The organism is Leeuwenhoekiella marinoflava DSM 3653, assembly GCF_900129005.1.
In the GTDB taxonomy this organism is placed as follows: domain Bacteria; phylum Bacteroidota; class Bacteroidia; order Flavobacteriales; family Flavobacteriaceae; genus Leeuwenhoekiella; species Leeuwenhoekiella marinoflava.
Genome location: NZ_FQUN01000015.1, coordinates 68,349 through 88,221 on the forward strand (window position 1 = coordinate 68,349; position 19,873 = coordinate 88,221).

18 protein-coding genes are annotated in these 19,873 nt (G+C 37.2%); 12 read left to right on the top strand and 6 right to left on the bottom strand.

The window, feature by feature from the left end:
* The first annotated feature begins 66 nt into the window (after positions 1-66).
* The 6 genes from BUB91_RS14170 (at position 67) to BUB91_RS14195 (ending at position 5,631) form a co-directional block, all read left to right on the top strand.
* Positions 67-1,020: an acetyl-CoA carboxylase carboxyltransferase subunit alpha gene (locus BUB91_RS14170; RefSeq protein ID WP_073099949.1), complete on the top strand. Its 954-nt coding sequence runs from the start codon at positions 67-69 to the stop codon at positions 1,018-1,020.
* Positions 1,021-1,189: 169 nt separating this feature from the next.
* On the top strand, positions 1,190-2,752 hold the full coding sequence (dnaB, locus tag BUB91_RS14175) for a replicative DNA helicase (RefSeq protein WP_073099950.1): 1,563 nt from the start codon (positions 1,190-1,192) through the stop codon (positions 2,750-2,752).
* Positions 2,753-2,918: 166 nt separating this feature from the next.
* Positions 2,919-4,169 (top strand): asparagine synthetase B, encoded by a 1,251-nt coding sequence (locus tag BUB91_RS14180; protein WP_128759366.1) that lies wholly within the window; start codon positions 2,919-2,921, stop codon positions 4,167-4,169.
* On the top strand, positions 4,169-4,708 hold the full coding sequence (locus BUB91_RS14185; RefSeq protein WP_073099952.1) for a DUF922 domain-containing protein: 540 nt from the start codon (positions 4,169-4,171) through the stop codon (positions 4,706-4,708). Before BUB91_RS14180 ends, BUB91_RS14185 begins: the two co-directional genes overlap by 1 nt.
* Before the next feature lie 92 nt (positions 4,709-4,800).
* The gene (locus tag BUB91_RS14190) at positions 4,801-5,010 is read left to right on the top strand and encodes a hypervirulence associated TUDOR domain-containing protein (protein ID WP_073099953.1); all 210 of its coding nucleotides are present in this window, start codon (positions 4,801-4,803) and stop codon (positions 5,008-5,010) included.
* A gap of 3 nt (positions 5,011-5,013) precedes the next feature.
* Positions 5,014-5,631, top strand: coding sequence for an L-threonylcarbamoyladenylate synthase (locus BUB91_RS14195; RefSeq protein ID WP_073099954.1), 618 nt, complete (start codon positions 5,014-5,016; stop codon positions 5,629-5,631).
* A gap of 80 nt (positions 5,632-5,711) precedes the next feature.
* On the opposite strand, the gene BUB91_RS14200 is transcribed toward BUB91_RS14195, so the two are convergent.
* From BUB91_RS14200 to BUB91_RS14210, 3 genes are all read right to left on the bottom strand, one after another.
* A complete protein-coding gene (locus tag BUB91_RS14200) occupies positions 5,712-6,542 on the bottom strand; it encodes an OmpA family protein (RefSeq protein WP_073099955.1) in 831 nt (276 codons plus the stop codon).
* A gap of 90 nt (positions 6,543-6,632) precedes the next feature.
* On the bottom strand, positions 6,633-7,631 hold the full coding sequence (locus BUB91_RS14205) for a glycosyltransferase family 2 protein (protein ID WP_073099956.1): 999 nt from the start codon (positions 7,629-7,631) through the stop codon (positions 6,633-6,635).
* Positions 7,632-7,640: 9 nt separating this feature from the next.
* The gene (locus BUB91_RS14210; RefSeq protein ID WP_073099957.1) at positions 7,641-8,087 is read right to left on the bottom strand and encodes a type I restriction enzyme HsdR N-terminal domain-containing protein; all 447 of its coding nucleotides are present in this window, start codon (positions 8,085-8,087) and stop codon (positions 7,641-7,643) included.
* A 112-nt stretch (positions 8,088-8,199) separates the two neighbouring features.
* Between BUB91_RS14210 and holA the strand changes: the two genes are divergently transcribed.
* Positions 8,200-9,228 carry a DNA polymerase III subunit delta gene (gene holA / locus BUB91_RS14215; RefSeq protein WP_073100004.1) on the top strand — a complete coding sequence of 343 codons (1,029 nt, stop codon included), beginning with the start codon at positions 8,200-8,202 and terminating at the stop codon, positions 9,226-9,228.
* Positions 9,229-9,338: 110 nt separating this feature from the next.
* Entirely contained in the window at positions 9,339-9,788 is a 450-nt protein-coding gene (locus tag BUB91_RS14220) for a hypothetical protein (protein ID WP_073099958.1), read from the top strand.
* Between the two features lie 104 nt (positions 9,789-9,892).
* Here the strand turns inward: BUB91_RS14220 and BUB91_RS14225 are convergent, their stop codons facing one another.
* Positions 9,893-10,603, bottom strand: coding sequence for a 16S rRNA (uracil(1498)-N(3))-methyltransferase (locus BUB91_RS14225; RefSeq protein ID WP_073099959.1), 711 nt, complete (start codon positions 10,601-10,603; stop codon positions 9,893-9,895).
* Between the two features lie 2 nt (positions 10,604-10,605).
* Entirely contained in the window at positions 10,606-11,643 is a 1,038-nt protein-coding gene (tsaD, locus tag BUB91_RS14230) for a tRNA (adenosine(37)-N6)-threonylcarbamoyltransferase complex transferase subunit TsaD (RefSeq protein ID WP_073099960.1), read from the bottom strand.
* 250 nt (positions 11,644-11,893) lie between these two features.
* On the opposite strand from tsaD, the gene BUB91_RS14235 reads away from it, so the two are divergent.
* The 4 genes from BUB91_RS14235 to BUB91_RS14250 all read left to right on the top strand — a co-directional run bounded on the left by BUB91_RS14235 (position 11,894) and on the right by BUB91_RS14250 (position 19,418).
* Entirely contained in the window at positions 11,894-16,252 is a 4,359-nt protein-coding gene (locus BUB91_RS14235; RefSeq protein WP_073099961.1) for a translocation/assembly module TamB domain-containing protein, read from the top strand.
* Between the two features lie 220 nt (positions 16,253-16,472).
* Positions 16,473-17,459, top strand: a complete 987-nt coding sequence (gene pfkA, locus BUB91_RS14240) for a 6-phosphofructokinase (RefSeq protein WP_073099962.1) — start codon at positions 16,473-16,475, stop codon at positions 17,457-17,459.
* Between the two features lie 29 nt (positions 17,460-17,488).
* Entirely contained in the window at positions 17,489-18,490 is a 1,002-nt protein-coding gene (gap, locus tag BUB91_RS14245; RefSeq protein ID WP_073099963.1) for a type I glyceraldehyde-3-phosphate dehydrogenase, read from the top strand.
* A 67-nt stretch (positions 18,491-18,557) separates the two neighbouring features.
* On the top strand, positions 18,558-19,418 hold the full coding sequence (locus BUB91_RS14250; RefSeq protein WP_073099964.1) for a BadF/BadG/BcrA/BcrD ATPase family protein: 861 nt from the start codon (positions 18,558-18,560) through the stop codon (positions 19,416-19,418).
* Between the two features lie 74 nt (positions 19,419-19,492).
* On the opposite strand, the gene BUB91_RS14255 is transcribed toward BUB91_RS14250, so the two are convergent.
* Positions 19,493-19,873: a RidA family protein gene (locus BUB91_RS14255; protein ID WP_073099965.1), complete on the bottom strand. Its 381-nt coding sequence runs from the start codon at positions 19,871-19,873 to the stop codon at positions 19,493-19,495.

Sequence of the window (19,873 nt, forward strand, 5' to 3'; positions counted from 1 at the left end):
GATAAGGGTTTGGGAGAAGCTTTTTAAAACCTTTATATTTGTCAGCTAACTAAAAATTTCCCCTTAATGGAATATTTAGAATTTGAACAACCTATTAAAGAGCTAGAAGAACAGCTCCAGAAATGCTCACTTATTGGAGAAGAGAGTGATGTAGATGTCACCAATACTTGTAAGCAGATCGAGAAGAAATTAAAAGAGACTAAGAAAGAGATTTATAAAAACCTAACGCCTTGGCAAAGGGTTCAGCTTTCGCGTCATCCTAATCGTCCTTATACTTTAGATTATATCAAAGCTTTATGCGGAGATACCTTTCTTGAGCTTCACGGGGATCGCAATGTTAAAGATGACAAAGCGATGATAGGTGGTTTAGGTAAAATAGGAGATCAGAGTTTTATGCTTATTGGTCAACAAAAAGGCTATAATACGAAGACCCGTCAGTACCGTAATTTTGGTATGGCAAATCCAGAAGGGTACCGTAAAGCACTTCGTTTGATGAAAAGTGCAGAGAAATTTGGTATTCCTGTGGTTTGTTTTATTGATACTCCGGGAGCTTATCCTGGGCTTGAAGCAGAAGAACGCGGTCAAGGAGAAGCTATTGCTCGTAATATTTTAGAGATGACACGTCTTAAAGTACCTATTACAGTTGTAATCATTGGTGAAGGAGCTAGTGGTGGAGCTTTAGGTATAGGTGTTGGCGATAAAGTACTGATGTTAGAAAATACATGGTATTCTGTTATTTCTCCAGAATCCTGTTCTTCTATTTTGTGGAGAAGCTGGGAATTTAAAGAGCAGGCTGCTGCTGCTTTAAAGCTTACTGCAAAGGATATGAAGAAGCAAAAGCTTATTGATGAGATTGTAAAAGAACCTTTAGGAGGTGCGCATAGCGATCGCGAAGCGACCTTCTCTACAATAAAAGAAGAGATTTTGAAAGCGTATAATGAGTTTAAAAACTTATCACCAAAAGATTTGGTTGAAAAACGCATGGATAAATATTCAAATATGGGTGTGTTTAAAGGGTAATACACTTAAACATCACTTGCGACTAAATTCCGGAGTTTTGCACTTCGGATTTTTTTATGGTTGTTAACAAGATTATTTAGTTATCAACAAGCTATTTGTTAACTTATGGTGGACAACGGCTACGTTAAAAAGTTGAACCCGCCTTAACAAATTTTTTACATTCGCCCTCATGGAAAACCTGAAGACTAAACCTAATTATATTAAACCCAATAAAGACGTTATCTCTCTGGAGCGCGGTAAATTACCGCCTCAAGCTATTGATTTAGAGCAAGTTGTTCTAGGGGCGATGATGATTGATAAGAAAGGCGTAGATGAAATTATAGATATTCTCAGCCCAGAAGTTTTCTATAAAGAAGCACATCAGCATATTTATGATGCTGTACGCGCTTTATTTGAAAACGGGGAGCCTATTGACTTATTAACGGTTTCTGAGCAATTGAAGCAAATGGGTAAACTCGAGCAGGCTGGTGGGGACTATTACCTCATACAATTGACTCAAAAAGTATCTTCTTCTGCGCATATTGAGTATCATGCACGCATTATTCTTCAGAAATACATTCAGCGTAGCTTGATTAAGATTTCTAACGAAATCATCGAAGAAGCGTATGATGAGACTACAGATGTTTTCGACTTACTAGATACCGCGGAAAGTAAACTTTATGAGGTAACCCAAGGAAACATCAAGAGAAGTTCTGAAACAGCGCAGAGTTTGGTAATTCAGGCGAAAAAAAAGATTGAAGAGATTTCTAATAAAGAAGGTCTATCTGGTATTCCTTCCGGGTTTGACCGTCTTGATAAGTTGACTTCAGGCTGGCAGGCTAGTGACTTGATTATTGTTGCGGCACGTCCGGGTATGGGTAAAACAGCTCTTACACTTTCTATGGCGCGTAATATTGCTGTGGGACAAGGTATTCCTGTTGCTTTTTTCTCTTTGGAGATGGCTTCGGTACAGTTAATTACCCGCCTGATATCTTCAGAAACCGGCCTTTCTTCAGAGAAATTACGTACTGGTAAACTGGAGAAACACGAGTGGGAGCAACTAAACGTAAAGGTTAAAGGCCTTGAAAAAGCACCTTTGTTTATTGATGATACTCCGTCGCTTTCCATCTTTGATTTGCGAGCGAAAGCACGCCGACTAGCTTCTCAGCACGGTATCAAAATGATTATTATTGACTATTTGCAGTTGATGACTGCCGGAGGTAGTCAAAAAGGAGGAAACCGGGAGCAGGAGATCTCGATGATTTCTCGTAACCTGAAAGCTTTGGCAAAAGAATTGATGGTGCCGGTAATTGCATTATCTCAGTTATCACGTGCTGTTGAAACGCGTGGAGGTAGTAAAAGACCGTTGCTTTCTGACCTTCGTGAATCTGGTGCGATTGAGCAGGATGCAGATATTGTATCGTTTATTTACCGACCTGAATATTATAAAATTGAAGAATGGGATGATGAAGAACGAAGCCCAACAGATGGTCAGGCAGAATTTATTATTGCAAAACACCGTAACGGTGGTTTAGAAAATATACGACTGAAGTTCTTAGGGCACTTAGGTAAGTTTGACAACTTGGATGATTTCAATACGCCGTATCAATTTGAATCTGCAATGAATCAGAATGCCGCAGCTAATGATGATACGTTTACACCAGATACCTTCCCGACTCCAGATCAGGTATTTGGGAGCTCTATGAATGACGGTGGCTTTGATCGTAGCGGAGATGATGAGGTTCCGTTTTAATTGAACAACAAAAATATTTTGAATGAAAAAGGAAGTTGATAAAGCTTCCTTTTTTTATGGAATCTAATTTTACGGTATACTAGGCATAATCTTTGAATCGTTGTAAATTGAACAGGATAAAAAAACATACCTTTTGAGATTGAAAAGCCACACTTATTTTTTCCGAATTATATTAACCGTTTTCCTGTGCTTTTTTAGCGCTTCAGTTTTTGCATCCTATGTTTTGATACCTATGGATGCCGACGGTCAAAAAGAGCATTTAAAGGCATACGGAATAACCTACTGGACACTTGCAAAGCATGAAAACGTAAAGTGGTTGCTTAACTATCGTGGGGGTTCATTCCTCTTACCAGATACTGAAGCTTTACGCAAAGAATGCCAGATACGTGGTGTTTCTTTTGAAGTTTTAAGCGACGCTAAAACCGAAAGTATTTTAAAAGAAATTGAGAGTCCGTCGCAAAATATGGAAGCGGTTGTACTCGAGAAAGCTCCAAAAATAGCAGTCTATACTCCAGATGGTTCGGTGCCGTGGGATGATGCGGTGACGATGGTACTAGAATATGCAGAGATTCCTTATGAAAAAATCTACGATCGCGAAGTTCTGGCTGATGAGTTGGTTTTATACGATTGGTTGCATTTACATCATGAAGATTTCACAGGTCAGTACGGTAAGTTTTACGGGCGTTATCGTGCCGCTCTCTGGTATATTCAGGAAAAGAAAGATGCAGAAGCACTGGCAACAGATTTGGGTTATGATAAAGTATCGCAAGAGAAACTTGCTGTGGCGACAAAAATTAGTGATTATGTGATAGGTGGTGGATTTATGTTTGCGATGTGTAGCGCGACTGATAGCTTTGATATTGCGTTATCTGCAGCAGGTGTAGATATTTGTGAGCCTATGTTTGACGGCGATGCTTCAGATGCTAATTATCAGTCAAAAATAGATTTCAGTAGTACGTTTGCTTTTAAGAATTTTGATCTTGAGAAAAACCCACAGCGTTATGAGTTTTCCAATATAGATACGACACCATTTAGAAGGGTTAATAATGATGCAGATTATTTCAGTTTAAAAAGTTTTTCCGCCAAGTGGGATCCAGTGCCTGCGATGCTGTGTCAAAATCACACAGCGTTGGTAAAAGGCTTTATGGGGCAAACTACAGCTTATAATTCTGAAGTTTTAAAACCTACAGTTTTGGTTTTAGGGAAAAACAAATCAAACGGAGAGGCGCGTTACATTCACGGCGTAAAAGGCAAAGGCTTTTTTACGTTTTACGGCGGACACGATCCTGAAGATTACCAGCATTTGGTAGGTGATCCTAAAACAGAATTGAAATTGCATCCTACCAGTCCCGGTTACCGTTTGATTTTGAATAATATTTTGTTTCCCGCAGCTAAAAAGAAAAAGCAAAAAACCTAATGATTCGCGTTTTATCATTGTTGGCCTGCGTATTCTTTTTATCAAGTGTTCAGAAAAAATCTTATCGCTTTCCGTGGGAGGCAAACAAACTGCTACAATGGTCAGATTTTATAGGAAGGCCAGACCGGTCGACCAGTTATTCAGCTATGGCTAATACGGGAATTAGTCATAGATATACAATCAACAGTAAAGGATTTTTGGTTAAAGAGAAATCAATTATTCAGGCAAATTTTTATCCAAAACTTTCATGGTATAAGCCTAATTTGATTGATACGCATACACTCTCTCATGAACAGACGCATTTTGATATTTCAGAAGTTCATGCTAGAATGTTGCGTAAAGCAATAGCCGGGTTTAAATTTTCGAGACATTCTCAAAAAGAAGTAGATGCGATTTATAAACCTATAGAACGATCGCGTAAAGCGATGCAAATCAAGTTTGATATAGAAACTGAGCATTCTCAAAATTTAGAAGCTGAAATGAAATGGGAGCGTAAAGTGCGAGATCTGCTATATTTATACCGGCGATGGGCGCACTAACGTCCTGATTTTTGTTTTGGTTCATTTGTTGCGTTAATCTTCTGTTAGAAATTCGTTTTAAAAAGCTGGTGTCATTTAACTTTAAGAAAAAAATGATACGAAAAGGAAGTGGAGTAAAGTGGAAATGGGGTAACGGTACCGCAACCGGGAAGGTGAAAGAGAGTTTTTCTAAAGAAATCACCCGTACGGTAGATGGTAGCGAAATTACCCGAAAAGGAGAAGAAGGGAATAAAGCACTTGTTATAGAGCAGGAAGATGGTTCTAAAGTGCTCAAACTAGAAAGTGAAGTAGAAAAAGCATAGCCAATGGCAGAATTTATAAAATTATATGATGAGAACCCTAATGAGCGTGATATAAAACGTATTGTTGAGGTTTTAAAAAATGATGGGGTAATCATTTATCCTACAGACACCGTTTATGGTCTGGGGTGTGACATCACCAGCAATCGTGCTTTAGAGCGTGTTGCGCAGCTACGCGGAATAAAATTAGCAAAAGCTAATTTTTCATTTGTATGCGAAGATTTAAGTAATTTGTCTGATTATACCCGACAGATTGATACACCAACGTTTAAATTATTAAAACGTGCATTACCGGGACCTTACACCTTTATATTGCAAGGCAACAATAATTTGCCTACAGTTTTCAAAAAGAAAAAAACTGTAGGTATTCGTGTACCTGATAATAACATTGCGCGAGCTATTGTAAAACAGCTGGGAAATCCTATTATTTCTACTTCGATTTATGATGAGGATGATGTAATAGAATATACCACAGATCCTGAACTTATTTTAGAAAAGTGGGACAAGCTGGTAGATGTTGTCATTGATGGAGGTTACGGTGGAAACATTCCTTCTACGGTTATTGACCTCACAAGTGGAGAAGCTGTGCTTATTCGGGAAGGAAAAGGTGATTTGACTATTTAAGCAGCTAATTTAAAAAAAAAAGATACATGAAAAAACCCGGTCTTGAGGACCGGGTTTTAATAGTTTACAACTAAATCTAATTAGTTTTTAGGCATTCCGTCTTCGATCATTTTATAGAATTGATCTAATTTAGGAAGAACTACGATACGCGTTCTACGATTACGAGCACGACCTTCTGAAGTATCGTTGCTAGCTAATGGCACGTAATAACTTCTACCTGCTGCTACCATACGCTCTGGTGGTACACCAAATTCTTCTTGTAAAATACGTACTACTGAAGTTGCACGTTTAACACTTAAATCCCAGTTGTCTTCAATAACTGAAGTGCTAATAGGTTTGCTGTCTGTATGACCTTCAACCATAAATTCGATTTCAGGCTTGTTTTTTACAACAGTAGCAACTTTACCTAAAACTTCTTTAGCACGGTTAGTTACATCCCAACGACCACTGTTAAATAATAACTTGTCTGAGATAGATACATAAACCACACCTTTTTCAACGTTGATTTCAATATCTTCATCATTAAGATTTCCTATAGCTCCTTTTAAGCTTGTAACTAACGCAAGAGTAACAGAATCCTTTTTATTGATAGCATCACGGAAACTTTTGATCTGAAGATCTTTTTCTTTCATCTGCTCCAAAGATTTCTCTAAGTTTTCTGCGCCCTTAGCAGAAAGCGTAGTTAAATTTCCTTGCGTATTTATAAGGCTGTTGTTGGTACTTCTAAGGTCTGTGATTTGCTCTTTCATCGTTTCACTTTGTGCTAAACAAGCATTCAGTTTTACGGTTGCTGAATTAAGCATATCCTGAGTTTCTTTTTGTTTAGCCTCTAGTGCCGCATATTTCTTCTGAGATACACAAGAGGAAAGAAGTATCAAGGCTGAAGCCGATACAATCATTAATTTTCTCATAATTATAGTTGTTATCTTTAATTTTTAATAACGTCAAATGTATTAAAATTAGTGTCTAAAAGCCCAACCTTAACAATACTTTAAAATTTGTTAAAATAAGTCGCTGTAATACTTTTTATTGCGGACAAAATACTGCGTTACAATTGAGTTTATCGCAGCGTATTTCTTGGTTCCCGCAGTTTGCTTTCTGGTTTCTAGTATTTTAGGAATCAGCTTGTAAAAGTTAAAATGCGCTCTAAGAATTGCAAGAAAGTGTTTTGGTTTTCCTTCTGCTAAAAACTTCAGTGCGGCAACACCATCTAAGCAAAGTCTTGTGAATAAAATCAAATAGACTTTAGCACCTGAAATATTTTTAAGTAAAAGCATCAGGTTATTCCTGAAATTTAAAAAGGTTTTCTGTGGATTCATCTGTTCTAATGTAGCTCCGCCCAAGTGATATACAGAACTGGTCCCGATTGATTTTACACTATAGCCTAAATTCTGAACACGCCAGCAAAGATCTATCTCCTCCTGATGAGCAAAAAAGAGTTCGTCTAAAGCACCTGCTTGCTGAAAAACTTCTTTACGTACTGCCAGACACGCGCCACTCGCCCAGAAAATAGTTTTTATATCATCATACTGGCCAGTATCTTCTTCACAGGTTTCAAAAATACGCCCCCTGCAAAACGGATAGCCCAGAGCATCTAAATAACCACCGGCAGCACCGGCATATTCAAAATGCGTTTTCTTTTTGAGGTCTTTGATTTTAGGTTGCGCAGCCCCCATTTTTTTATCACAATCAAAAGCAGCAATTATAGGTTGTAACCAACCGGAAGTAGTCTCAATATCACTATTCATTAAAATGAAAAGATCTTCATCAAGACCTTGTAGCGCGTCGTTATAACCCTTTGCATAGCCTCCGTTAGTGGTATTTTGAATAATCTGAATCTGTGGGAAGCTCTGTTTTACAAAGCTTACAGAATCATCAGTCGAAGCGTTATCGGCAATGTAAATAGTAGCCAACTTTTCACTATGGGCAATCACAGCGGGTAAAAAGCGTTCGAGAAGCTCTTTTCCATTCCAGTTGAGTATGACAATAGCAGTTTTCAAAATCTTGTATTAGGGCGTGTAAACAGGAAAATCCGGTAAAAAAATATACTTTTTAGCATCATAATCCATCTGACAATAATAATGGTTTAGTCCATTTGTCACCATAAGATAATCGGCTTTTAGAGCGAGGTTGTATCGGGCAATCTGATCAAAAGTTTCTTGATTGATTTTAATTTTTGGTGCTTTGCATTCTACGATAAGTTGTATGCTTGCGTCAGGTTTAAAAACCACAACATCATAACGTTTAGAAACCTGATTCAGTTTTAATTCTTTTTCAACATTTACAAGCGAAATAGGGTAGTGATACGCATTTAAAATATGAGCGACGGTGTGTTGACGCACCCATTCTTCTGGCGTTAGCCTCACGAATTTTTTGCGGATCTCATCAAATATAAGCGGTTTATTTTCGCTACTTTTGAGCCTGAAGGGATATTGAGGAAAGTTTAATTCTTGCATCGATTCAAAGGTAATCAACCTGCAGAATTTAAGCACTCAGCAAGATTTAAATCTTTTGGCCAATTCTTTTAAATTCGCTTCAGACAATAGAAAAAATTTCAACTCAGACTTTGTGGAAGAGGTTACGCGTATTGTAAAAGACATTAAGAATAAAAATCTGAAGCCCATCTATTTTTTTATGGGTGAAGAGCCGTATTATATTGACCAATTAGCAGATTATATCGCAAATAACGTGCTTACCGAAGAAGAACGCGGGTTTAATCAGATGGTGTTGTATGGTCGTGATGTGACTTTAGATGATGTGGTATCGCAAGCTAAGCGTTTCCCGATGATGGCAGAGCGACAGGTTGTTATTGTTAAAGAAGCTCAAGATCTTTCCCGTGCTATTTTGGCGCAGTCTGATAAAACTAAAAATACTTTAGAAGCTTATGCTGAAAATCCACAACCTACAACGGTTTTGGTTTTTTGCTACAAATATAAAAAGCTAGATAAGCGTAAAAGAGTTTATAAGGCACTTTCAAAAAACGGACTCATTTTTGAAAGTAAAAAGCTGTACGAGAATCAGGTAGGGGATTGGATTCGACGAGTGATGACTGGCAAGGGATATACGGTTGAGCCAAAAGCTGCTCATATGCTTGTGGAGTTTTTGGGTACAGATTTATCTAAAATCAATAATGAGTTAGAAAAGTTGAGATTGATTCTTCCGGAAGGAAGCACGATTACTCCGCTTGCGGTAGAACAAAATATTGGGATTAGTAAAGATTTTAATAATTTTGAGTTGCAGCGTGCTATTGGTGATAAAGATGTGGTAAAAGCGCATCGCATCATCAATTACTTTGCGCAAAACCCAAAAGATAACCCGATGGTCATAACCATTGCTTTATTGTTTAGTTTTTTTCAAAATTTATTGATTTATCACGGGTTGTCTAGTAAAGACAAATCTTCGGTAGCAAAAGCGCTCAAGGTGAATCCGTATTTCGTGGGGCAATATGTAGATGCAGCTCGCAATTACCCGATGAAAAAAGTAAGTCACGTAGTACATCTGCTGCGCACAGCAGATGTAAAAAGCAAAGGTGTGGGAGCGTATAACATTCCACAAGGAGATTTGCTTAAAGAATTACTTGTGCAGATTATGGCATAGTGTATTCGAAATACGAAGTGGGAAATATAAAGTTAGAAGTGAAAAGTCAAATTTGAAATTCTAATCCTTAAACCCCACACAACCTTAAGATGAATAGTTTTTAGTAAAATATGATTAAGCGGATTGAAATTTTATACACTGTCTATTCTGGAGATTATATTAAGCGGCAAGTTGAGAAAGAATTATCAGTTGAAACAAAATTGGATTGGAATCTAATAAATTGGCTTCAAAAATTTGAAGCTAATTCCCAAGACGGAAAAAAATTTAGTGGAACAATCATTGGAAATAAAATTGAACTTCGATCAAAAACTATTTTTTACTGGCCAAAGACCATAATAGAAATTGAAGAGGGAACAAAGACCAAACTGATTTTAAATTATAGACTATATTGGCTGTATGTTTTAGCCTTTACAATCCTTGTTTTGGGCTATAGTATAATGATTTTCGAATCCGGTAGTTTCCTTGCTCTTGACCTAATAATGCCACTAATTCTTTTTGGAGGAATAGCGACATTTGGTAGATGGCTTCAAAATAATACTAAAAATTTCTTCAAGGAATGAAAAAGTTAAGTTCTAAAAAAATGAACCAGCTTCACTACTTTACCAATCTGATTTTTGATAATCAGGAATAAAGAATAATAAATAAGAATGGCAATAACAAAAACCTACTCGTTTACAAATGCTACGCTGTGTGTCGCTACTACAGCGGCAGTTTCAGTACGTAGTCTGCTTTCTCCCAACATTACAGGAGCAAAACCAGCTTGAATAGCTTTCTCGATTTCTGAAGTCGAAAAATCACCTTCAGGACCTATAAGAATAAGAATATCTTGTTTTGGCTGAAGTTTTTGTTTGAGTGAAAAACGATTGGTTTCTTCACAGTGTGCAATAAAGCGATCACCATTAAATTCTGACTGCTTCGCAATAAATTCTGAAAAAGAAACAGCCGGATTAAGTTTTGGGATAAAAGCTTTTAACGACTGTTTCATTGCGCTTTGTAAAATACGCTCATAGCGTTCTTCTTTGATGACTTTCCGTTCACTGTGGTCGCAAATAATAGGAGAGATCTCTGATATTCCTATTTCAGTAGCTTTCTCTAAAAACCATTCAAAGCGATCGTTGAGTTTAGTAGGTGCAACGGCAAGATGCAAATGGTAAGGTAACGGTTTTTCGGTAGTAACTTCAAGAATTTTAACTGTACATTTTGACGGACTTGCAGCGCTTATTTCGGCTTTAAAAAAATTACCGTTTCCATTAGTGATATCTAATAGATCACCGGTACGTTTCCGTAACACCTTTATAATATGCTTACTCTCATCTTTAGGAAATGTAGCTTCTGCTGCATCTGCAGTAATATCCGGATTGTAAAATAATTGCATACTTAGAGTTTAAGGCGAGATTGAGCCATTACCTGCGTGTTCGTGTAGCCAGTTGCTTCAAGTTTGTTTTCGGTATATTTTAGATAACCTACAATACCTATCATTGCAGCGTTGTCTGTGGTGTATTCAAATTTGGGGACAAATGTTTTCCAACCGTATTTTTCTTCGGCATCTTTCAGAGCTTTACGAATTCCGCTGTTTGCAGAAACTCCACCACCAATGGCAACCTGAGTAATTCCGGTTTGTTTAACGGCTTTTTTTAGTTTGTCCATCAGGATATTTATAATCGTATATTGAATTGAGGCGCAAATGTCGTTGCGATTCTTTTCAACAAAATCAGGATCTGCGGCAATTTCTCTTTGGTAAAAATATAAAACCGCGGTTTTTAATCCGCTAAAACTAAAATCCAGATTGTCTACTTTAGGTTTGGTGAACTTATAGGTTTTAGGGTTTCCTAATTGCGCATATTTATCAATTAAGGGTCCTCCGGGATAGGGTAAACCCAATATTTTTGCACTTTTATCAAAAGCTTCACCAACGGCATCATCAAGAGTTTGACCTAAAACAGTCATCTCAAAATAGCTATCTACACGTACAATTTGGGTATGGCCACCAGAGATCGTCATCGCCAAAAACGGAAATAGCGGTTTATCAAAGCCTTCTTCATCAATAAAATGAGCCAGAATATGTGCTTGCATATGATTGACATCTATCAGCGGAATGTTGAGACCCATCGCTAAAGATTTTGCAAAAGAAGTACCTACCAGCAGCGAACCCATAAGTCCCGGTCCACTGGTAAAAGCTACTGCACTAAGCTGTTCTTTTTTTACATTTGCCTTGCGTAAAGCCTCGTGTACAACAGGAACAATGTTTTGTTGGTGGGCACGAGAAGCCAGCTCGGGTACAACGCCGCCGTATTGTTCATGTACCGCCTGACCGGCAACAACATTTGCAAGGGTTTTGTCGTTGTAGAGCACAGCTGCCGCTGTGTCGTCACAAGAAGATTCTATAGCAAGTATATAGGTGTTATTTTTTGACATTATGGCGCTAGGTATAGGGAATGTTAATGTACTTTTACTCATTAAGAGCCAAGTTACTTCCGCAGTAATTTATAGCGTTTACATCGGTGATAGATGTTCGCGCTCTAAGTGTTTGTTAATCAATTTTGTAATATGCTATCGCTTTATTTGCATAATTAAAACGAGTGGCAAAGTTAAAACTTAAAAACGTATCAGAAAATTAAGAAAAATAGTTACGCGAATCCTGTTCATTCTAATAGGTGTTTTTGCATTGCTATTAATCATATTTTCTATACCCGCTATACAAACTACGATTGCAGATAAAGTTACCCATTCTATTAACGAGACTTACGGTACTTCAATCTCTATTAAGCGAATCAGTCTAAAATATAACGGCAATGCTTTGATTAAGCAGGTTTATATAAAAGATCATCATCAGGATACGCTTATTTATTCAAAAGAAGTAGAAACCAGTTTGCTAAGCATTCGGGCTTTGGTCAATAACCAGATGAATCTGGGTTATGTGCATTTAAATGGTGCAAAGTTCTTTGTTAAAAAATATGCGGGTGAAGAGAATGACAACTTGTATGTATTTTCTCAGAAATTCAATACCGGTAAACCATCAGCGACTCCTTTTAAGCTTTCTTCTTCTGAAGTAGAATTGAGCGATATGCATTTTAGATTTACAGATGAGGACTTAGATAGTCCGGTTGTGGTAGATTATAAAAACCTGCATTTATTAGCAGATGATTTTAAACTAAATGACGTTGAGGTTACTGCGCAAATAAACGATTTGCAGCTTGATGCAGACCGTGGATACAATCTAAGAGGCCTTCAAACCGACTTTAAATACAATCCAGATGAGATTGTCTTAAACGATATGATTCTGTCTACAGAGCATTCGGTAATTCGTGGAGATGCATATTTAGATACTCGAGAAGATGCATTTCAGGATTTTAATGATAGTGTAAACTTTGATATAGATTTTGCGCAAAGCGAAATATCCACAACAGATTTACAAGCGTTCTATTCAGAGTTTGGCGCAGATCATAAAATATTGCTTTCCGGAAAAATGCTGGGAACGCTGAATGATTTCACCGTAACTAATTTTGATTTGGCTGGTTTCAGTAATAGCCGAATTTTAGGAGATGTGCGTTTTCGCCGCTTACTGGGCGATGATAATACTTTTACCATAGAAGGAGATTACGGGCAATTGAAAACCAACTATCTGGATCTAACAGCCCTTTTGCCTAATATTTTGGGAACTAATTTGCCTGAAGAACTGGTGCGTTTAGGAACTGTTGATTTAAACGGAATTGTAAATGTTACCGAAAATACAGTTTATACAAAAAGCATTATTCAAACCAATCTGGGTTTTCTGGAGACTGATATAGACTTGCAGAATACTCAAAATATGGCTCAAGCTTCTTATGTAGGGATGTTACAAGGAAAAGCATTCCATATGGGAAGGCTTTTGAAAGTCCCAGAGTTGGGTACAATGACTTTTAATATGCGTGTTAATGGATCTGGAGTTGAAGCCGAAACGCTAGATACACGACTTGAAGGAATCATAAGCAATGTTACCTATCAGGGGTATACCTATAAAGGAATTACCGTTTCCGGAAATTTAAAGAATCCCATTTTTGATGGAAAACTAAGTGTTAGAGATCCTAATGCAGATTTTACCTTTGATGGCTTGGTTGACGTTTCAGAAGAGATACATAATTATGATTTTACAGCAGAAATCAATCGAATCGATCTGGGGAAACTCCATTTTCTTAAAGATTCTTCAGCAGTATTAAAAGGTAAAGTTGTGATGGATATGCGCGGTACCAATATTGATGACACCGGTGGTGTTATTTCCTTTACAGACGCGAGCTTTGAAAATGCAAATGACTTATATGAGTTTCAGGATTTCGTGATTACTTCTGGTTTTAGACGCGGAATCCGCACAATAACGATGAATTCACCTGATATTATTTCAGGTCAGGTTTCAGGTCAGTTTAAAATAGGAGATGTGCGGGCATTGTTTCAGAATGCAATCGGTAGTTTGTACACCAATTACGAACCGCAAAAGATCACTGAAAATCAATTCATGGATTTTGACATTCAGATCTATAGCAAAATTGTTGAAGTCTTAGTTCCTGATGTTGAGTTAGAACCAGATACCTATGTAAGAGGTAGTGTTGTTTCAGATGATTCTGATTTTAAACTAACTTTTAGATCCCCCAGAATCAAAGCCTACGGTGTGCTGGCTGAAGCTATAAATGTGCGAGTAGATAATAAGAATCCACTTTTTAATGCGTATGTAGAAGCAGATAGTATAGGTAGTGGTTTATATGGCGTGAGTGATTTCAACCTCATTAACGTTACATTAAAGGATACTCTTTTTGTTCGTTCAGAATTTAAAGGAGGACCTGATAAGCAGGATGTTTTTGACTTGAGTTTTTATCATACTATTAATGAAGAAAATAATTCTGTGGTAGGTTTTAAGAAGAGTAGCCTCAAGTTTAAAAATAATCTGTGGTGGTTGAATGAGGCAGATAATAAAAATAACAAGGTTGTTTTTGATAACAATTTTATGGATTGGGATATCAAAGAATTGATATTGTCTCATAATCAAGAGCGTATTTCGCTTGAAGGAGTAGTGAGAGACAGCACGTTTAAAGATATTAAGACCAATTTTGAGAGTGTGCGTTTGTCGCATATTATGCCGTATGTAGATAGTCTAGATATGCGTGGTCTGGTAAACGGTAATCTTGATATTTTACAGAAAGAAGGTGTTTACTTACCTAATAGTACCGTGAATATTTCAAATTTTACGGTTAACGAAATTTTGATGGGAGATCTTGATCTCTCCGTTTCAGGGAATGAAAGTTTGACTAGCTACGATATCAACACGCGTCTTATTAATGAGGATGTTGAGGTTTTAACTGCATTAGGAACTATCAATGTAAATAAAGAAACACCGGCAATAGATCTGGATGTTCAAATGCGAAAATTGAATCTGAAAGCATTCAGTCCGTTAGGTGGTGAGGTCATTTCTTCAATACGTGGCTTAGCGAGTGGAAGGGCTTCAGTGACTGGAGATTACAGGAACCCCGATATTGATGGTGAAATTCTATTACGAGAAGCAGGTTTGGCAATTCCTTATTTGAATACAAATTATGATTTTAAGGGCACGGCGAGAATTAGTTTAAGTGATCAAGAGTTTAGGTTTGGTTCTGTAGCACTTGCAGACACAAAATATAAAACTACCGGGACGCTTTCCGGGACTATAAGTCATCAGTTCTTTAGGGATTGGGAGCTTGATCTTGATGTAAATACAGACCGACTTTTAGTTTTGGATACAGAACCCGATGATTTTGCTTTGTATTATGGTACCGCTTTTATTAGCGGGGGCGCGCAATTGCGAGGACCTACAGACGAACTTGTTATAGATGTTGAAGCTACAACTGAAGAAGGAACCGTGTTTAAAATTCCTTTAAGTGATACCGAGTCGTTTGGAGATAATAGTAAAATTTACTTCTTAAGTCCTGAAGAAAAAGCGGCGCGTTTGAAAGGTGAAGAAGTCGTTATTGAAGAAATTAAAGGACTCGAACTTAATTTTGATCTAGAAGTAACACGTGACGCCGAAGTAGAAATCGTAGTTGATGAAGTAAACGGAAGTACACTCAAAGGAAGAGGTGCAGGTTTCTTGCTGATACAGATTAATACAAACGGTAAGTTTAATATGTTTGGTGACTTTACACCCTATCAAGGTTCTTATAACTTTAGGTATAGTGGAGTCGTTCAAAAACAATTTGATATCCTTCCGGAAGGAAAAATAAGTTGGGATGGTAACCCTACCGAAGCCTTACTAGATATAAGTGCAGTCTATAAAACTCAGGCAAACCCTTCAGTTTTATTAGATAATCCATCTATTAACCGAAAAATACCGGTTAGTGTAATTATCAATCTTGATGGAGAACTCGTACAACCTGAGATAACTTTTGATTTTGAGTTTCCTAATACCAGTTCTATTGTTACATCTGAACTGTCTTATCGTTTAGATAACAGGGCTACTCGCGAGCTTCAGGCATTCTCTTTAGTTACTCAGGGGTCTTTCTTTAGTCAGAATGGTATTGATGCACAATCAGCCGCTTATGGTAACCTTATAGAAACCGCATCAGGAATCTTTAATGATTTACTTTCTGATGATGATGGTAAGTTTAATGTAGGGCTAGATTATGTGCAGGCAGATAATAGACCAGACTTACAGACTTCAGGCCGTTTTGGATTTACACTTTCAACTCAAATATCTCAAAAAGTAATCATAAATGGTAAAGTAGGGGTTCCTGTAGGAGGAGTTAGTGAGCAAGCTGTGGTGGGTGATGTTGAGGTTAACTTTTTGCTTAATGAAGATGGTAGTTTGCGGGCAACTATTTTTAATCGCCAGACCGATATTCAATTTGTAGCACGAAACAATGAAGGGTATACTCAAGGTGCCGGATTATCGTATTCAGTAGATTTTAATACATTTAAAGAGCTAATCCAGAAAATCTTCAAAGGAAAAGCTCGCGAGGTTGAAGAAGAAATTAAAGTCATTCAGCCAGATTCAGAAATTCCATATAACGGTTTAGAGCAGTAATAAATTTCTATATTCCTTTGAGAATATGATATTTTGAGGTTGATTAAATTTTTAATCTCATAAAAAGGGGGTGTTTAGATTATAAATAAGCCAGTTTTATCCTTTTTAAAAAAATAGTTATTAACGATAACGATTGAAATTGCGAATGCCGTCAAATTCATTGAGAATGGCTTAGGAAAATGCAATTCAATTGCTATTTTTACTTCTCATTCAACAGTAAATGGCACAAAAAATTAGAAAAATCGGAGTTTTGACTTCCGGAGGTGATTCTCCGGGAATGAATGCAGCAGTTCGTTCAGTAGTTCGTACATGTGCATATCATAAAATTGACTGCGTAGGTGTTTACAGAGGATATGAAGGGTTGATTGATGGAGATTTTGAACCGATGGACGCGCGTAGCGTAAGAGATATAATAAATAGAGGAGGAACGATGCTTAAATCTGCTCGTTCTGATCGCTTTAGAACAACGGAAGGCAGAAAAATTGCTTTTGATAATCTAAAGGAAAATAAAATAGACGGCCTTGTTGTAATAGGTGGTGACGGTACATTTACCGGAGGACTTGTTTTCAATCAAGAATTTGGCTTTCCGGTTATCGGGATTCCTGGTACTATAGATAATGATATTAGTGGTACAGATAAGACCTTAGGTTACGATACAGCATTAAATACCGCGGTAGAAGCGATTGATAAAATCCGTGATACTGCAAGTTCTCATAACCGTTTGTTTTTTGTTGAGGTTATGGGACGTGATGTAGGTCACATTGCATTAAATGCAGGTGTGGGTGCAGGTGCCGAAGAAATATTAATCCCTGAAGAGAATTTAGGTCTAGATCGATTATTAGAATCTTTATTGCGCAGTAAAGCCAGTGGTAAGACTTCAAGTATAGTGGTGGTTGCAGAAGGGGATAAAACGGGTAAAAATGTTTTTGAACTAAAAGACTACGTTGATGAAAACCTTGAAGGTTATGACGTGCGTGTGGCTGTTTTAGGGCATATGCAACGTGGTGGTTCTCCTAGTTGTTACGATCGCGTTCTCGCAAGTAGAATGGGTGTAAAGGCAGTAGAGTCTCTTCTTGAAGGAGAAAGTAACTATATGGTAGGTATTCAACATGAGAAAATGAAACTCTACCCGCTTGAAAAAGCAATTAAAGGAAAAACACATATTAATAAAGAACTTGTTCGTGTGTCTGAAATAATGACCACATAATTAGTAATACAAATCAAATAGTAAATAAGATGGGAAATTTAAAATTAGGTATTAATGGTTTTGGCCGTATAGGTCGTATCGTTTTTAGAGCAACTGTAAAACGTGATAACGTAGATGTTGTGGCGATTAATGATCTACTTGATGTAGAACACTTAGCATACCTTTTAAAATATGATTCAGTACACGGAAATTTCGACGGAACAGTTGAAGTAAAAGACGGTAACCTTGTTGTAGATGGTAAAACTGTACGTATTACTGCTGAGCGTGACCCTAAAAATCTTAAATGGGATGAAGTAGGAGCTGATGTTGTTGCAGAGTGTACGGGTATTTTTACCTCTATGGAAACTGCAGATTACCACATTCAAGCTGGAGCTAAGAAAGTTGTAATTTCTGCTCCCTCTAAAGATGTACCTATGTTTGTAATGGGGGTTAACCATAAAGATGTAACTGCAAACGATAAGATTGTTTCTAATGCTTCTTGTACGACAAACTGTCTTGCTCCATTAGCAAAAGTTCTTAATGATGCTTACGGTATTGAAGAAGCTTTAATGACAACCGTACACGCAACTACTGCTACTCAAATGACAGTAGATGGTCCTTCTAAGAAAGACTGGAGAGGTGGTCGTTCTGCAATGGCAAACATTATACCTGCTAGTACTGGTGCTGCTGTAGCAGTAACTAAAGTAATTCCTGAATTAAAAGGGAAATTAACAGGTATGGCTTTCCGTGTTCCTACTACAGATGTATCAGTGGTAGATTTAACTGTGAAACTTTCTAAAGATACCAGCTACGAAGATATCAAGAAGACTTTTAAAGCAGCTTCTGAAGGGGAGATGGCCGGAGTTCTTGGTTATACTGAAGAAGCGGTTGTTTCTCAAGATTTCGTAGGTGATGCACGTACCAGTATTTTTGATGCAGGCGCAGGTATTGAATTGAATTCTAAATTCTTCAAGATCGTATCTTGGTATGACAATGAGTTTGGATATTCAAACAAATTAGTAGACTTAGCGGAATACGTTAACGCTCTATAATCGCTTTAACTGAATACAAGCCCTTTTACTCAATAGGTTTAAGGGCTTCTTTAAACTCTTATAACACATGATATTATTAGTAGATAGCGGGTCGACAAAGACAGATTGGATTGCACTAAATGCTGAAGGCACAGAGATTTTTCAAACACAAACTTTTGGTTTAAACCCACAGGTTTTGTCTGCAGAAATCTTAACAGAACGTATCATTAACAATTACGAGCTGTATAAACATCGTCACGATGTAACACACGTGCACTTTTACGGTGCCGGATGCGGGACTCACAAACCCAAAGAATTAATCAAGGGTGTTTTTGAAGACTTTTTTGATAAAGCTCAGGAAATTGATATCAAAGAAGATACCTATGCCGCGCTTTATGCTACTACTAAGAGAAACGAGGCAGGTATTGTTTGTATCATAGGTACAGGTTCAAACTGCAGTTTATATGACGGCGAGAATATAGAGCAGAAAGTGACATCATTGGGCTACATCCTTATGGATGATGGTAGTGGTAATTATTTTGGACGTCAGCTTTTGCGTGATTTCCATTTTAATAAGATACCTAAAGAACTGGCTTATGAGTTTGCTAAACAATTTGATCTAACGGCAGAAAGTATAAAAAACCATTTATATAAAATGCCTAACCCAAACACCTATTTAGCACAATTCGCTCGTTTTATAATAACAAACAAAGACCACGAATACTGTAAAAAATTAATCAGAAAAGGTTTTAAATTATTTATAGAGCATCAGATTCTTCAGTTTGATAATGCTAAAGAAATTCCGATTCATTTTGTAGGTTCAATATCATTTTACCTTCAAGATGAGTTGAAATCACTTTTAAGTGAGTACGACTTGAAAATGGGTAAGGTGTTAAAAAGACCTATTGAAGGACTTGTAGCATATCACAAAAACTATATGATGGTTTAGTGAAAAACTAAGACTTAAAAAAAACCTGAAAGAATTATTCTTTCAGGTTTTTTTTTATTTACAATTGGTTTGTGCTATTTAATAGCGATCATCGATATTTCTACATTCACAAATTTTGGAAGGTTTGCAACCTCTACAGTTTCGCGTGCAGGAGCAGTTTGCTCGTCAAAATAAGTACCGTAAATTTCATTTACAGCAGCAAAACTATTCATATCGCTTAAGAAAATAGAACTTTTAATTACGTTTTCAAAAGTAAGTCCGGCTTCGGTTAGAATTGCCTTAAGGTTTTGCATAACCATTTTAGTTTCCGCAGCGATATCACCACTTACTAACTCTCCTGTTTTAGGATTTAGTGGAATTTGACCACTGATATAAAGCGTCTCACCGGCAAATACAGCTTGATTGTATGGCCCTATAGGTGCTGGTGCGTTTGAGGTGCTGATTATTTTTTTCAT

What these genes read in the sequence shown, in the direction of transcription:
- BUB91_RS14255 (WP_073099965.1), bottom strand. Translation starts at nt 19,873, where the DNA reads ATGAAAAAAATAATCAGCACCTCAAACGCACCAGCACCTATAGGGCCA.
- BUB91_RS14190 (WP_073099953.1), top strand. Translation starts at nt 4,801, where the DNA reads ATGATACGAAAAGGAAGTGGAGTAAAGTGGAAATGGGGTAACGGTACC.
- BUB91_RS14200 (WP_073099955.1), bottom strand. Translation starts at nt 6,542, where the DNA reads ATGAGAAAATTAATGATTGTATCGGCTTCAGCCTTGATACTTCTTTCC.
- BUB91_RS14195 (WP_073099954.1), top strand. Translation starts at nt 5,014, where the DNA reads ATGGCAGAATTTATAAAATTATATGATGAGAACCCTAATGAGCGTGAT.
- BUB91_RS14220 (WP_073099958.1), top strand. Translation starts at nt 9,339, where the DNA reads ATGATTAAGCGGATTGAAATTTTATACACTGTCTATTCTGGAGATTAT.
- tsaD (WP_073099960.1), bottom strand. Translation starts at nt 11,643, where the DNA reads ATGTCAAAAAATAACACCTATATACTTGCTATAGAATCTTCTTGTGAC.
- BUB91_RS14170 (WP_073099949.1), top strand. Translation starts at nt 67, where the DNA reads ATGGAATATTTAGAATTTGAACAACCTATTAAAGAGCTAGAAGAACAG.
- BUB91_RS14225 (WP_073099959.1), bottom strand. Translation starts at nt 10,603, where the DNA reads ATGCAATTATTTTACAATCCGGATATTACTGCAGATGCAGCAGAAGCT.
- BUB91_RS14185 (WP_073099952.1), top strand. Translation starts at nt 4,169, where the DNA reads ATGATTCGCGTTTTATCATTGTTGGCCTGCGTATTCTTTTTATCAAGT.
- BUB91_RS14210 (WP_073099957.1), bottom strand. Translation starts at nt 8,087, where the DNA reads ATGCAAGAATTAAACTTTCCTCAATATCCCTTCAGGCTCAAAAGTAGC.
- dnaB (WP_073099950.1), top strand. Translation starts at nt 1,190, where the DNA reads ATGGAAAACCTGAAGACTAAACCTAATTATATTAAACCCAATAAAGAC.
- BUB91_RS14250 (WP_073099964.1), top strand. Translation starts at nt 18,558, where the DNA reads ATGATATTATTAGTAGATAGCGGGTCGACAAAGACAGATTGGATTGCA.
- pfkA (WP_073099962.1), top strand. Translation starts at nt 16,473, where the DNA reads ATGGCACAAAAAATTAGAAAAATCGGAGTTTTGACTTCCGGAGGTGAT.
- gap (WP_073099963.1), top strand. Translation starts at nt 17,489, where the DNA reads ATGGGAAATTTAAAATTAGGTATTAATGGTTTTGGCCGTATAGGTCGT.